13 protein-coding genes are annotated in these 13,776 nt (G+C 37.7%); 7 read left to right on the forward strand and 6 right to left on the reverse strand.

The features are described from left to right. Nucleotides 1-195 precede the first annotated feature (195 nt). The gene (locus AB1278_RS14730) at nt 196-822 is read left to right on the forward strand and encodes an RNA polymerase sigma factor (RefSeq protein WP_395973181.1); all 627 of its coding nucleotides are present in this window, start codon (nt 196-198) and stop codon (nt 820-822) included. Between the two features lie 143 nt (nt 823-965). Here AB1278_RS14730 and hxpB read toward each other — a convergent pair whose 3' ends face one another. Continuing rightward, entirely contained in the window at nt 966-1,613 is a 648-nt protein-coding gene (hxpB, locus tag AB1278_RS14735) for a hexitol phosphatase HxpB (protein ID WP_429815315.1), read from the reverse strand. Nucleotides 1,614-1,647: 34 nt separating this feature from the next. Beyond that, nucleotides 1,648-2,268 carry a helix-turn-helix transcriptional regulator gene (locus AB1278_RS14740; RefSeq protein ID WP_429815319.1) on the reverse strand — a complete coding sequence of 207 codons (621 nt, stop codon included), beginning with the start codon at nt 2,266-2,268 and terminating at the stop codon, nt 1,648-1,650. 194 nt (nt 2,269-2,462) lie between these two features. Here AB1278_RS14740 and AB1278_RS14745 point away from each other — a divergent pair, with 194 nt between their 5' ends. The 4 genes from AB1278_RS14745 to AB1278_RS14760 all read left to right on the forward strand — a co-directional run bounded on the left by AB1278_RS14745 (nt 2,463) and on the right by AB1278_RS14760 (nt 4,695). Then, nucleotides 2,463-3,089, forward strand: coding sequence for a superoxide dismutase (locus AB1278_RS14745; RefSeq protein WP_429815322.1), 627 nt, complete (start codon nt 2,463-2,465; stop codon nt 3,087-3,089). Nucleotides 3,090-3,112: 23 nt separating this feature from the next. Continuing rightward, nucleotides 3,113-3,613 (forward strand): DUF2480 family protein, encoded by a 501-nt coding sequence (locus AB1278_RS14750; RefSeq protein ID WP_110009731.1) that lies wholly within the window; start codon nt 3,113-3,115, stop codon nt 3,611-3,613. Nucleotides 3,614-3,616: 3 nt separating this feature from the next. Then, a complete protein-coding gene (locus AB1278_RS14755) occupies nt 3,617-4,174 on the forward strand; it encodes an NADPH-dependent FMN reductase (RefSeq protein WP_411413823.1) in 558 nt (185 codons plus the stop codon). A gap of 170 nt (nt 4,175-4,344) precedes the next feature. Further along, nucleotides 4,345-4,695 (forward strand): 4Fe-4S dicluster domain-containing protein, encoded by a 351-nt coding sequence (locus tag AB1278_RS14760; RefSeq protein ID WP_062670462.1) that lies wholly within the window; start codon nt 4,345-4,347, stop codon nt 4,693-4,695. A 90-nt stretch (nt 4,696-4,785) separates the two neighbouring features. On the opposite strand, the gene AB1278_RS14765 is transcribed toward AB1278_RS14760, so the two are convergent. Both AB1278_RS14765 and AB1278_RS14770 read right to left on the reverse strand, forming a co-directional pair. Continuing rightward, nucleotides 4,786-5,721: a ketopantoate reductase family protein gene (locus AB1278_RS14765; RefSeq protein WP_429815326.1), complete on the reverse strand. Its 936-nt coding sequence runs from the start codon at nt 5,719-5,721 to the stop codon at nt 4,786-4,788. A gap of 64 nt (nt 5,722-5,785) precedes the next feature. After that, nucleotides 5,786-6,367, reverse strand: coding sequence for a Crp/Fnr family transcriptional regulator (locus tag AB1278_RS14770; protein WP_343640444.1), 582 nt, complete (start codon nt 6,365-6,367; stop codon nt 5,786-5,788). 142 nt (nt 6,368-6,509) lie between these two features. On the opposite strand from AB1278_RS14770, the gene AB1278_RS14775 reads away from it, so the two are divergent. Together AB1278_RS14775 and AB1278_RS14780 are read left to right on the forward strand one after the other, a co-directional pair. Then, nucleotides 6,510-7,265, forward strand: coding sequence for a helix-turn-helix domain-containing protein (locus tag AB1278_RS14775; RefSeq protein WP_429815329.1), 756 nt, complete (start codon nt 6,510-6,512; stop codon nt 7,263-7,265). Between the two features lie 27 nt (nt 7,266-7,292). After that, nucleotides 7,293-8,459 (forward strand): FAD-dependent oxidoreductase, encoded by a 1,167-nt coding sequence (locus AB1278_RS14780; protein ID WP_429815332.1) that lies wholly within the window; start codon nt 7,293-7,295, stop codon nt 8,457-8,459. A gap of 97 nt (nt 8,460-8,556) precedes the next feature. On the opposite strand, the gene AB1278_RS14785 is transcribed toward AB1278_RS14780, so the two are convergent. Together AB1278_RS14785 and AB1278_RS14790 are read right to left on the reverse strand one after the other, a co-directional pair. Beyond that, nucleotides 8,557-11,559: a reprolysin-like metallopeptidase gene (locus tag AB1278_RS14785; RefSeq protein WP_429815335.1), complete on the reverse strand. Its 3,003-nt coding sequence runs from the start codon at nt 11,557-11,559 to the stop codon at nt 8,557-8,559. 645 nt (nt 11,560-12,204) lie between these two features. Then, nucleotides 12,205-13,629 carry a tetratricopeptide repeat protein gene (locus AB1278_RS14790; protein ID WP_202843066.1) on the reverse strand — a complete coding sequence of 475 codons (1,425 nt, stop codon included), beginning with the start codon at nt 13,627-13,629 and terminating at the stop codon, nt 12,205-12,207. Nucleotides 13,630-13,776: the final 147 nt, after the last annotated feature.

A 13,776-nucleotide genomic window follows, 5' to 3' on the forward strand; every position in this document is an offset into this window, starting at 1 on the left:
AAAATGAAAAACTTCCCCGGGGCATTCTTAACGTTATATTCACATTACAACCAAATTGTTAATAATTTTCGTCATATTTCACATTTACTCAACATTAACGTTCAATTTTCGGTCTGTTTTTCAGAAATATTTAATCTTATCACACCCAAAGTTCACAAAAAGTTAATTTTCCTTTAGGTAATTTTGTATCACAATATGAGCCCAACAGACTATATATTATTAAAGAAAATAAAATCAGGCGACCGCCCTGCATTTATGCTGCTGTATGACCGGTATTGGGATAGTCTGTATCGCTTTGTTTATGTACGGACACGGGATAAGGAAGTTTCTGAAGAAATCCTCCAGAACCTGTGGATGAAGATTCTTGAGAATACGGATGCCATACAAACCGATGATACAGAAAGTGCCAAAGGCTACCTTCTCCGTCATCTTCATTACCGGATTATTGATTTTTATAACAGCTACAAAAAAGCGCCACCTACGCTGAGTATTGACGAGTTTGATATTCCGAATGAAATAGAAATAGCAGATTCCGAGTATTTTGAAATTCTTGAAGAAAATGAGATCAGTGCTTTATTGACTATGATTGATGAAGTCGTTTCCCAGCTTCCCTCAACGGAACAGCAGGTATACGATATGAGAATCAGGAAAAATATGTCTGTGAATGAAACAGCAGAAGCGCTGGGACTCAGCAATAAAACAGTAAGTAATAAATTAAGCAAAGCTTTGGGAGAAATCCGTGAACAGCTTAATCCGGAGTATAAGTCGTCTAAAAAGCTGGTTTCTATTCTGTTGCTGATGGAGGTTTTGACGAGGTATTGAGGTTGATATACGAGGTATGAGGTTCGGGATACGAGATACGAGATGCGGAGGTTCCTCAATAGTCAATTTGCTGCGCAGTCAATGGTCAATTTTTATAACACCTTTTAAATTCACAGTGAAGCGGATTCACCATTCACCATTCACTATTCACCAAATAACGGCAGAAAAACTGTATTAAAATCCAGGATTTTAAAATCGGCAAGGTTTGAATCTATATTTTCGTCATTATTGGTGAAAATTATAGTCTGCATTCCGGCTTCTTTTGCCGCTTTTAATCCTGACTGACTGTCTTCAATAGCAATACAGTGTTCCGGGGAAACTCCAAGATTTTTTGCAGAAGTAAGATATACGGCAGGATGAGGTTTTCCCTGAGTTTCAAACTCTGATGAGTGAATGGTATCAAACAGGTCATGAACCTGAAGCTTTTCAAGCACTGCATGTGCTACCCGTAAAGGAGCATTGGTAGCCAGCCCTATTTTGTAGTCTTTGTTCTTAAGATTTTTAATAAACTTCTCTACACCAGACATCGTACAGTTTTCGTTCTGTATCATTTCGATTACTCTTGTAACTACTTTATTTTCCAGATCAGAGGCATCAAAATTTTCCCAGGGAAATCTTTTATACCAGAATTCGGTTACTTCCTGAGTCGTCATATATCTGGTTTGTGCCGCAAGATCATCCGTAACCTGCACTCCATAAGATGAAAATACATCCAGTTCTGCCTGGGTCCAGAATTTTTCTGAGTCTACCAGAACACCGTCCATGTCAAATATTACTGCTTTTAAAGCCATTTTGAATGATAAATTATAAGCGATGAATGATTAATTATTGGCTGATTTTATACACACAACGCTGCCCTCCGGAAATAATATGATCTATTCTTTCCACTGTATACTCCTTTCCTATCAGGGATTGGAAATTGGATAGCTCTGCACGGCAGAAACCCTGGCATTCTGTTGCTGCAGCGCATATCGGACAATGATTTTCAATCAGATAATAGTCTTCCCCTTCTTTTTTCCATTCCGCCATATAGCCTTCATCACTACGTACTTTTGAAAGAGATTCGAGGCGCTGTTCCAGTGATTCTGCCTTTGAAAGTACTTTTTCATAACGCTCATGGGTATTTTTTTCCCGGTCACTGATTAATAAATCCAGAGCATTTTCACCCAACAGGTTTTTTACGGATTTCAAAATCTGAACCGTAACATCCGCATGGGTATCCGGAAACTGAGCCAATCCTTTCTCTGTTAGAGTATAGTACGTAGATGGACGCCCAACCCCTTCGCTCTTCACTGAAGACCGGATTAATCCTTCCTGAGCAAGATTCAGTAAATGCTTTCTTGCCCCTTCTTTGGTGATCGACAATTCTTCAGCTATAAGAAGTGATGTAGCCTCACCTCTCATCTTTAAAAACATCAGAATACGATCCGCAGCCGGCTTCTTCATTTGACAATATTTAGGTTGTTTTATTTTTCAACAACAAATATAGTCATTTTCTATAACCTTATAAAATCAAGGATAAAATAAAGATTTACAACATTTTACTTATACTCATCAGAAAATAAATAAAACAACCATAAAGTTGTTTTATTTAAATATATTTCTACCTTTGTGAGACATTAATCAAAAAAATAAATACAATGACTCCATTTACATTACCACAGTTACCTTATGCTTACGATGCTTTGGCGCCTTATATAGATAAAGAAACGATGACCATTCACCATCAGAAACATCATCAGGCTTATGTAGATAATCTGAATGCAGCACTGGCACAAACCAATGAAACCAATCCCGACCTTGATTCATTACTGCAAAGAATAAGTGAATACAGTCCTGCTGTCAGAAATAATGGTGGCGGCCACTATAACCATTCATTATTCTGGGAAATTATTTCTCCACAACCTAAGCTGAATCCTGAAGGCATGCTTCATGACGATATCACAGCCACTTTCGGAAGCCTCGACAATCTAAAAGCAGAAATGAAGAAGACAGGTTTGTCGCAATTTGGTTCAGGATGGGTATGGCTTTTTGTAAAATTCAACGGCTCACTGGCCATCAGTTCTACTCCTAATCAGGATAATCCGATGATGGATATTCTCTCCACCAACAGAGGTTTTCCGATTCTTGGAATAGATGTCTGGGAACATGCCTATTATCTTAGTTATCAAAATAAACGCGCAGATTATTTGGATGCTTTCTGGTCTGTACTGGATTGGTCTGCTGTTGAAAGAAAATATGAAGAAGCCTTGTCAAAAGTAAGATAAATAATACTGAAAGTAAACGAATTATGACTGAGGAAAATTTTATCAATAAAGCAAAGGCTTCAGGCATTATTGCTCTTGACCTTTCAGATTACAAACCGACAACGGAAATTGTAGAACTGGATATCAAAGAACATCTTTTCATGGGAATGATTGTTAAGGAGAAGGAATTTAAAGAATCAATTGCTGCGGTGGATTTTTCTGTTTACAATGAAAAAGCAGTAGCAATCATCTGTTCTACGGATGCTATCATTCCGCCCTGGGCTTATATGCTTATTATGGAAAAATTGTCTCCTTACGCTTCTTATGCTGATTTAAACAATGCAGAAACTGTTCTGCTGGATCTATGGAAACGCCGTCTCATCTATGCTGATCTGAAACAGTATAAAAATCAGAAAGTGGTTGTCCGCGCAAGTACTCATCATGATCCTTCATTGTATTTATTAGCAGCAGGATTACTGAAACCGCTGGTGAAAACACTGATGTATGGTGAAATAGGGTTACCCAAAGTAATTTTTAAACATTAAAAAATGAAAGCAATCATATTCAACGGATCGCTGGAAAGAAGAACTTTATCTACTTCCGGACTGATTTCAGATTATTTTTCTGAACGCCTGAAAATGCTGGGAATTCAGACTGATATTTTTACACTTGCTGACTCCGGCATTCCTCTATTCGATGTCACACTTACCAAAACTCCTTTGGCCGTAGAGCGTATGGCTCAAATGTTTACTGATGCTGATCTGCATATCTGGCTGGCTCCTCTTTATCACGGCAGCATTCCGGGAGTAATGAAAAACTGTCTGGATTGGCTTGAAGTAACCGCCAACTGGTACGAGCCTTATCTCACGGATAAAACTGTAGGGCTGGTATGCTGGGCTGATGGTCTTCAGGCCATGCAGGGAATTAACGCCATGGATTCTATAGCCAAATCATTGCGTGCCTGGCCATTGCCATTCAGCGTTCCGATTGTCAGGTCATCATTATTTACGGATGAGCAATCCACCCAAATTTCGGATCTGTATTCCAGTAAATTTGACAAGCTTATCAGCATTGCATCTTCTAAAAAAATTGCCATTAGTGACTAAGTACCGGCAGAAATTACTGCATATTAATGATTTAAATAAAAAATAGCACACTTTATGCTGCTTATTTTCAAAGAACAGTGTTAAACTGCTGTCATTTAAGTTTAGCAGGGATTTCAGAATCGTTCAACGTTGACGGAATCCCTTTTTTAAACCCTTTAAATTCAAACAATATGGCTATAAAAATAACAGATGCCTGTATCAACTGTGGAGCCTGTGAACCTGAATGCCCCAACTCAGCCATTTACGAAGGTGCTATCGACTGGCGCTGGAAAGACAAAACCAAGCTTTCAGGACATATTACATTCCCCGACGGCACAAAAGGTGATGCTGAGGCTTACCATCCTGCTGTCTCAGATGAAGTGTATTATATCGTATCCGGAAAATGTACGGAATGTAAAGGCTTTCACGAAGAGCCTCAATGTAAGGCTGTATGCCCTGTAGACTGCTGTGTGGATGATCCTGATCACAGGGAAACGGAAGAAGTACTATTGGACAGACAAAAATTCATGCACAGTGCTTAATCAGCTTCTATCTTTTATATTTAATTTTCAATGGAGGCGGGCTAAAGCCCGCCTTCTTATATTTTCTTTCCCATCAGCTTTCACCTACACTTATTTTGCTTTAATCTCAGTGTAAATTTTTTGAGTAAAAGGAGTTTCTACAGCTGTTTCAGTGCCATATTTCAATACAGCACCTGCAAACAATTCCAGCTCATTATCCTTTTTTCCGGAATTAATATCAAGCTGTAAGGAAGTTGGAGTCTCAAAAGGAAATGTTGAGGCTTTTTCAAATGTTTTAGCGATGATATCTTCCTGAAGATAGATTCCTTTCTTATCAGCAATCTGTTTGATTTCTTTCATAATTTCAGCCGCTTCTTTCTGCTGCTGTTCATCGGTACATACAGTTCCAATAGATGAATTATGCTTTGCTGTTACCAATCCGAAGCTGGCAATAAAAATAAATTTCGTCCAGATATCTGATAATGAATTATCTTTAAAGTCAAAGTCAATTTTACTTTTACTCAATAGCTCTGTAATCCATTCTACCGGGGCAGAAAAATGCTCAGGATCCCTTCCCACAATCATTTTTCCAGCTTTTCCTTTATGTTCCACTACTCCTTTTTCTTTAATATGGGAAGCTACGTAGATACAGGTTGGAAGAATAGTGTGTTCCGGAATTATTTTACGGATTCTGTCATAAATATCTGCTCCGTTCATCATCGGAAGCAATACAGTATCTTTATTAATAACTTCCTGCAACTGTTTACAGACATTTTCAAGATCGTACTCTTTTACACAGATCAAAACCAGGTCAGGATTTTTGATCTCACTGATATTCTGCACGATATCATCAGGACGGGTCTGTGAATCAGAATGCTCGGGAGATAATAAAGTCAAGCCGTTTTCTTTCACTTTCTCATACGTTTCTCCACGGGCAACAAAAGAAATGGTATATTTTTCCGTGGTTTCATTATTCTGATTTATTTTAAATCCAAAATAACCGCCTACACCACCTAATCCTACTACAACAATATGTTTTTTGTTCATGAAATTATTTTTAAGCAAAGATGAGCGATGATTTCTGAACTATCACTTGACAAATGAAAAGAAATTACAATTTATGAATATCCCTTCTGATCCTGCTCAGGGAACTGTCCTTGATACCAAGGTAAGAAGCAATCACCTTCAAAGGAACATGTTGAAAAATATCCGGATCTTTTTTCATCAGGTTAAAATATCTCGTGGAAGCCTTCTGACTCGCCATTTCGATGAGCCGGTCATGGATCGTATAATAATTAAGAACAAAAAGAAGCCTGCTGAACTCTCTGAATTCAGGAATATTATGAAAATTATGCTGGACATTTTCCAATCCGGTCTCCCAAAAGACACATTCGGTGATCGTCTGATATATTTCTTTGGTAGGCTGCTGTCTGAAAAAGGACAGAAAATCATTAACGAAGCAGGGAGCTGTATAAATATTGGTGGTAATCTCCTCATTATCTTCATTCAGGATATAAGACCGCACATAGCCTTTTTCCAGGAAGTAGGTTTTGGTACTGATCGTATCTTTATCCAGCAAAACAGTATTTGCTTTTACCTCAAAATGACTGAATTTTTCAGTAATTTTTTCAACTACTTCAGCTTGGATACTGAATAAAGAATGGAAATAGGTGTTAAGTGATGATTTGTCCATAAAGTAAAAGCTGCAGCATATTTGTTTTTAAATCTCTCCTGACAAAAATAGCATTTATAACCTATTAAAATAAACTATATTCTTTTTTAATAGATCAGATGTATTTTGTAATTTTCTTCTTTAAAAAACACAAGGCATTACTATGGAGAATGACTTCACTTACGTTTTCATAGAACCTGATAAAGAGATTGCAGATTTCGTTGAAAATCTGGGCACTTTTCAGAATCTTTCGGATGAAGCTAAAGAGGTTGTGATTATTCCTGACGGAAGAATTGATTTATTTTTCTCACAGTCGGCTTCAGAATCTTTTCATATTACCCTTCTCGGATTGGAAACTTATCCTGAACAAAGATTTATTGCTCCGCATACGAACGCTTTTGTTGTAAGCTTCAAACCTCTTGCAGTTGAATACATTCTGAATACCTCCATTGCTGATTTATTGAATATCGGAAAAGAGCTTTCTCCTGATTTCTGGAATTTTAAAGCTGATGATATAAAGGATTTCAGCCATTGCTGTACGAAAGCAACCCAAAAAATAAAAGAACTGCTCCCACTGAAAGTAGATGAAAGAAAACGGAAACTTTTTGAGCTGGTATATACCTCAAAAGGAGAAATGAGCGTGCAGGAAATTTCTGAAAAAACAGGCTGGAGCAGCAGACAAATTAACCGGTACTTTACCAAACAACTTGGCCTGTCATTAAAAGCCTACTCTACTATTTTGCGTTTCAGAGCATCATTGGAACATATTGCCCAAGGGAGGCTTTTCCCGGAACTCAATTATACAGACCAGAACCATTTCATCAAAGAAGTAAAGAAGTTTTCCGGGGTTGCTCCCAAAGAATTATCCAAAAATGAAAACGACCGATTTGTACTATTATCCGTGTTGAAAGGAAGGTAAATTTGCCTTGTAAAATTTAAATCAACAATGCTGATAGACAATAAATCAATAGCAATCGTTGGTGGCGGTCCGGCAGGACTTACACTGGCAAGACTTTTACAATTGAAAGGCGCAGATGTAAAAGTATATGAAAGAGACTTCAACAAAAATGCACGCGTACAGGGTTCTCCACTCGATATGCATGAAGATTCAGGTTTGGCAGCCATCCGTAAAGCGGAACTTCTGGAAGAGTTTAAACAGGCTTTCCGTCCCGGCGCAGACAGAACGCTGATCATGAATGAAAAGGCAGAAATATTTTTTAATGATCACGAGACGAAACCTGAAGAGGATTTTGGTCATGAACATTTCCGCCCTGAAATAGACCGCGGCCCGTTACGAAATATGCTGTTAGAATCTTTGCATCCTGAAACGGTAATCTGGAACAGTCATTTTCTTTCTATGGAACGCCAGAATGAAGGATGGCTGCTGCATTTTAAAAACGGGAAATCAGTGTATGCTGATATTGTGATTGCTTCAGATGGTGCCAATTCTAAAATCCGTCCGTATCTCCATACCCATAAACCTGTTTACTCCGGAATCATTATGCTGGAAGGAAATGTTTCAAAAGAAAATGCACCTCAGATTGATGCATTGATTAAAGGTGGAAAAATAATGGCATTCGGAAATTCTCAAAATATTTTAATGGGGCAAAAAGGCAATGGGGATCTCGGATTTTATGCAAGCTTTAAAGCTGATGAAAACTGGCCTGCCACCAGCGGTCTTGATTTCTCTGATCAGGCGCAGATGCTGAAATGGTTCAAAACAGAATATTCCGAATGGGCTTCTATCTGGGAAGAATTGTTTGAAAATGCAATGACTCCTTTTATTCCGCGCATGATTTACTCTATGCCCTTGGATCAGACCTGGGAAACACAGCCTAACCTGACACTGATTGGTGATGCAGCACATGTAATGCCTCCTTTTGCAGGAGAAGGCGCCAATATGGCGATGCTGGATGCCCTGGAACTGAGCGAGCATTTAACAGGTAACAATTATACTATTGTAAAGGAAGCTATTTCCGCCTACGAACACCACATGCGTAAGAGAGCCGCCGCTGCCACACAGGAATCCCTTGAAAACGGAGAACGGATGCATTCTGAAAAATCATTACCCACCATGCTTGATTTTTTTAACGGTCATCTGACATCAAACTAAAACAAAAGGCTGTCTCCAATCCAGAGACAGCCTTTTTTAAGTTTAATAAACTCTTTTTCTCTCCGCTTTTAGATCCGGGTGCGGAGGTTCATGTGTGTTATTTCTTGATCAATTTGGTATTATAAGTATTTTTGTCATCTTTTATTGTAATCACATACATTCCTTTGACCAGAGAAGCTACATTGATTTTTCCATCAATCTTACCTTCCTGAACCAGTCTTCCATCTGCACTGTAGATTTTATAGTCACCTTTACCTTTAAGGTTTTTCACTTCTACAAATGTATCTGCAGGATTAGGATAAACAGAAACCTCTGATGATTTTGTATCTACCGTTTCTCTCACAGCAAGTGTACTCGCAGTAATTTTCACAGGAAGATCCATAATACCTCCAGCCTGGCTTGCCAACTCACCACATACGCTATTCAAGGCACTCGTTGCGAATTTACCAACGACTCTCATTCTTAATGTCTTATCTCCGGAGTAAGTGGTAGCAGGAACGGTGAAGTTAAAACCTGGTAATCCTATATTACCTGCATTTGCTGTCGCTGAAGTCTGTCCTACCCTTTCTGTAGATTCAAATACTCCGTTTCTATTGTAATCAATCCAGGCAGATACATTTACCGGAAGTCCGTTTTGCAACAAATTCCCTATTCTAGGTGTAAGCGTATAGCTACTGCCTTGTGTCAAGTTAACAATTTTAGTAAGATCTTCGCTTAAATCTTTATAGGATTTTGCTGTAAGATCACTATAATCAAGATTCGCAACGGTAACTTTTAAGATGGCTCCTACATAAGGTGAACCTGAATTTAAAAGGCAGTAATCAGCTCCTGTCTTTAATCCTTTTGTTTTAAATGTATAATTATTAGAGAAAGTTCCGGGAACTGAATTTACCACAGCTGCTACCTGAACTTCGTAATTGGTTTCATCTTCTAAATTATTCAGAACTACAGAATTTGCCTGGCTAGCAACATTAGACCAGCTGGCCGTTCCTGCTTTTCTGTAATTAACAGAGTAAGCAGCTCCGGGAACACTATTCCAGGATACCCTTGCTGTTGTTTTGAAAACCTCAGTATCTATCGTGGAAACTCCTGTAGGCGCTGATGCAGTCGAAGTAGGTGCACTTCCCACAGTAACAGCAGGAGACACTGCATAAAAGATATTCCCTATAGCTGACACTCTTAATTTTACTGCTCCGCTTATATTACCCGGCATTTGTACACTATAGCTTCCGATGTTTGGAGTTGAAGCTACAAGATTTGTCCAGGTTGCACCGTTATCTGTAGTATAATCTATTTTCACGCTCGCTGTATTATAAGGGGCTGCATTTGTATTGGCAACCTCCCAATAGATAGTGTTTAGTGCATCATTATACAATACTGAAGATGTGGTCAGTCCGTTGAATTTGAATGGCCCGTCATTCCCTACAGTCACTGTGGTTGTTGAGCTTGAAACCATAGGACGCTGAGCGTTCAGATCCCGTACCGTTACTGCATAGTTCAATGTGCGCGGGATATATGATACTGTTTCCCATCTCTGTTTGTCTGTCAGGATTCCATTCATCACACTTGCAAAGTTGGGAAAATACCTTCTTCCGTTTGCTGTTCCGGGAACTGATCTTGCCAAAGCTCCTTTTGGATTGTATCCCCATCCGCTGTCGCCGGAAATGGTAGAAAATTCATCTGTACTGTCATTCTGTTCCCAGGAATAGTTCACAGAATCATTTTCAGCATCTGTAGCTGAAGCTTCAAGATAATAAGCAGTTCCTTTAGGAATACTATAAGCAGCTAAAGGATTAATGGCTGGAGCAGTATTGTTGATAATATTTTGAGAGGCTCCGCAATTAACTTTACTTTCTAAATTAGTTAATACCTGATCAATGGATTTATAATGGAAGTATCCATCAGCGTTAGCCTGCACATTATCATAGGTAATTCCGGCATAGCCCATAATAGTAGTACCTCCTCCAGGCTCTACATTGGCTCCCTGATTGGCATCTGTGACAGAAGTATTTGAAAATGTGTGATTAGCTCCCAATTGATGTCCCATTTCATGAGCTGCAGTAAAGTCAAAAACTTCACCTACAGGAACAGGTCCCTGGGTATAAGCTGAACCTTTTTTTATTTCAGTATTAGTGGCCGGATCTACACAGACAATTCCGATTCCCCCTGCATTTCCGCTTCTTTCTGCATTTTGATTAAGAACATGCCCGATATCATAATTGGCATTTCCTACTACAGAAGTAAGGGTCTGTTGCAACTGTAAATTTAAATTATTAGAATAAGGATCTGTAGCCGGATCAAGATAGATGATATCCGGAAGATTCTGAACGGTCAGATGAGCTCCGAAATCACGTTCAAAAACTCCGTTTATGCGGGTCATCGTATTATTCATGGCGGCCAGTACAACACCTTTTTTTACGTCGTCGGTCGCATTGGCCGGAGTTCCTGCCGCTGTTAACTGATATTGGCTGTATTCTCCTGTAACGGACAATGCCATTCTAAAATCTCTGTATTTTGTATTGGTAGGTCTGCTGGCAATCCCCACTCCGGAAAGCATTTTTTTACCATTCTCTACCAATTTATTAATACTCTTAAAATCATGTTCTCCTGTATCACATTTAAAGCCGTGTTCTCCTTCATTCTTTGATTTATAGAATACACCGTAAGTCTGTTTATCAGCACTTATTGGTTCTATAAACTGAAATATACCATTTTTAATGATCATAGACTGCATATCATAGGGAGAGGTACTGAATCTCAAATATTTAGACGGATCATCTACGCCCACTCCTACATATGACCCAAGCTGATATCTTTCGGCCAGGGATTTATCAAGTACAGGATTGCTATAAACAGCAAACTTTTCAATCTTTCCTTCAACCGTGGGTAAAGAAATAATAACCGGCGTTGCTCCTTTCCCGGTTTCTTCAGCATTTTTCAGCATTTCGCGAAGAGATTTCAGATCCACTCTATAAGAATGTTGTACTTCTACTCCTTCTCTTATCTGTGAAGTTTTCTGAGAGACAGCTTCCCACCTCTGAGCATTGAAAACTGTAAAACAAGATGCTAATGCACAAACGAATAAAATTCTTTTTTTCATAGATTTATTTAAAATTACTTTGGTTGTATGATTCTAGGTAGCTCATTTTTTATCAAAAGATCATTTTGGATTCTGATAAATCCACTCAAGTATTATCATAAGTTCAACAAAATCAAATCAATGATGAAAAATTCACAACAAATCGCTTCACAAAACTTGTATATTCCCAATAAAAAACAAAAATAAATGATACTACTCGTATACAACAGCATTTACAATTAATTAATTATCAGCCAATTACATTTTACACTCAATTTTATCTTGCTAAATTCTGTTTTTATAAGTAAGGATGAATACAATTCCAAGCTAAAAAACGGATGAAAAACATATTGAAAATCAACTAAAAAAGAAGAAGTAAAAAAGAGAAATAATCAGAAATACAGTATAAAAAAGGAGAAACGTCCAAAGAACTACTGCTATTTTTCATAAAAGGATTAACAAATTAAGAAAATATCATAATTATTTAAATATCAGATATTTAAAATCAAAATATAACATGTAGTATCCGTGTAGTATCGTATTTTTTCATGTTTCCGTCAAAAATTTTCATATTTGAGCACTGAGACCACTAAAAAAAGACCGGGTGGTGAAAAGAGAATATTTCGAGTACTGTCTGACCTGATGAATCAGACAGTTTTTTTTTGATTATTGTAAGGTGTCAAAGAAATGATAAATATCTGTTTCCCCGGGAATATTCAATTTTTTTCTGATCCTGTATTTTTTCTGCTGAATACTTCTATGCTGAACCATCGTATAGTTTGCTATTTCTTTAGAAGAAAAATGTAATTTAAGCATCGCACAGAAAACCAGTTCGGAATTTTCAAGGTTGGGGTTAATCATAAAAAGCTGAGCGATAAATTCAGGGTAAGTTTCTTTAAAACGATCCAGAAACTCAGGATCATTCTTTTTACCAAGTTCTATAATTTCCTCCTGCTTATTGTCATTCATTCTTATTTTCAGATTTTCAGCTTCCCGGGCAAGAATTTTTTTTCGTTTTCTCAAGGCAATACTAATTCTCCAGGCATATACCCCCAGCAGGCAAAGCCCCAAAAACGACAGGGAAACAATCCAGTATATTTTGCTTTTATGCTGATCCGCATCCTGTTGGCTGACTGTAATAAAAGACTCCATATCCTGATTAATGGTAGCCAGCAAAGAGGTGTTGGTTCTGTCGAAAGCCTCTGTATAGGCTTTCAAATAAAAATAGGCCTTCTCTTTATCTCCGGTACGTTCATATAACATTCTGAGATCGTTATAGATATACTTACCATAATAAACATAGATACGTTTTGTTTTATTATTGATTTTCAATGCTTTAATCAGAGCCTGTTCCGCCTTATCATATTGTTTATCATAAAGAAAATATTCCCCCAAAATGGTATTGGCATAGAGGGCTATTCCATCTTCTTTACCTCTTAGATTGGCTTTATTATAAGCAATGGTTATATACTTATATGCAGAATCTTTGTCTTTATGCATATAGACATAATCGCTTATTGCACAATCTGCAAGACCGGTATCGTCCAGCCGTTTTGCTTTATGGAAATACCCGAGTGCTTTTTGGTATTGCTTTTTTTGAACAAGATAAATAGCCTGTCTGAAATAAATACTGAAAAGGATATCGTCTTTAAGTGGGGAATGATCACTTTTCCTGATAAGACTCATTGCTTCATTATTATACTGAAAAGCTTTATCAAGCCTTCGGAGCTCTACATTGAAGCGGCCATACACGTTGTAAAATCTTGCTTTGTGCAGGTTGTCTTCCGAATCATCCAGAATTTCCTTTGCATTATCAAAAAGAATCTGCGCCTTCTGGAAGTTTTCAAGCGATATATTAAGTTCTGCCAGATTGATATAGCACAGTGCCTTCCCATCCGGATAATTCATTTTATCAGCCTGTTTGTAATATTTTTTATTAAGACTAATGAGTGAATCATATTCTCCACCAAGTCTGAACTTTTCATTCTGTTTCAATAAAGCAACGTCAAATTTCTTTTCAGCCTCTTTCTTTGAATGGGAATGGCACGAAACTAAAACAAAAAGTAACACAAAAAGAAAAATACGCATCATATGTCTCTCTAATTAAGCTAAATTCATGTATATATTATGATTAAATAATGATTTCTCCAGAGAAAAAACAGTCTGTATAATTTTAAAATTCTCAATGGTTATTTCTGCTGAGATCAACAATAAATCTTTTCATAAAACAGAATCATT

The organism is Chryseobacterium sp. NRRL B-14798, assembly GCF_050470705.1.
Classification (GTDB): Bacteria; Bacteroidota; Bacteroidia; order Flavobacteriales; family Weeksellaceae; genus Chryseobacterium; species Chryseobacterium cupriresistens.

Coding starts and splice junctions, on each gene's coding strand:
- AB1278_RS14775 (WP_429815329.1), top strand. CDS start 6,510: ATGGAGAATGACTTCACTTACGTTTTCATAGAACCTGATAAAGAGATT.
- AB1278_RS14780 (WP_429815332.1), top strand. CDS start 7,293: ATGCTGATAGACAATAAATCAATAGCAATCGTTGGTGGCGGTCCGGCA.
- AB1278_RS14730 (WP_395973181.1), top strand. CDS start 196: ATGAGCCCAACAGACTATATATTATTAAAGAAAATAAAATCAGGCGAC.
- AB1278_RS14765 (WP_429815326.1), bottom strand. CDS start 5,721: ATGAACAAAAAACATATTGTTGTAGTAGGATTAGGTGGTGTAGGCGGT.
- AB1278_RS14755 (WP_411413823.1), top strand. CDS start 3,617: ATGAAAGCAATCATATTCAACGGATCGCTGGAAAGAAGAACTTTATCT.
- AB1278_RS14770 (WP_343640444.1), bottom strand. CDS start 6,367: ATGGACAAATCATCACTTAACACCTATTTCCATTCTTTATTCAGTATC.
- AB1278_RS14790 (WP_202843066.1), bottom strand. CDS start 13,629: ATGATGCGTATTTTTCTTTTTGTGTTACTTTTTGTTTTAGTTTCGTGC.
- AB1278_RS14745 (WP_429815322.1), top strand. CDS start 2,463: ATGACTCCATTTACATTACCACAGTTACCTTATGCTTACGATGCTTTG.
- AB1278_RS14740 (WP_429815319.1), bottom strand. CDS start 2,268: ATGAAGAAGCCGGCTGCGGATCGTATTCTGATGTTTTTAAAGATGAGA.
- AB1278_RS14760 (WP_062670462.1), top strand. CDS start 4,345: ATGGCTATAAAAATAACAGATGCCTGTATCAACTGTGGAGCCTGTGAA.
- AB1278_RS14750 (WP_110009731.1), top strand. CDS start 3,113: ATGACTGAGGAAAATTTTATCAATAAAGCAAAGGCTTCAGGCATTATT.
- AB1278_RS14785 (WP_429815335.1), bottom strand. CDS start 11,559: ATGAAAAAAAGAATTTTATTCGTTTGTGCATTAGCATCTTGTTTTACA.
- hxpB (WP_429815315.1), bottom strand. CDS start 1,613: ATGGCTTTAAAAGCAGTAATATTTGACATGGACGGTGTTCTGGTAGAC.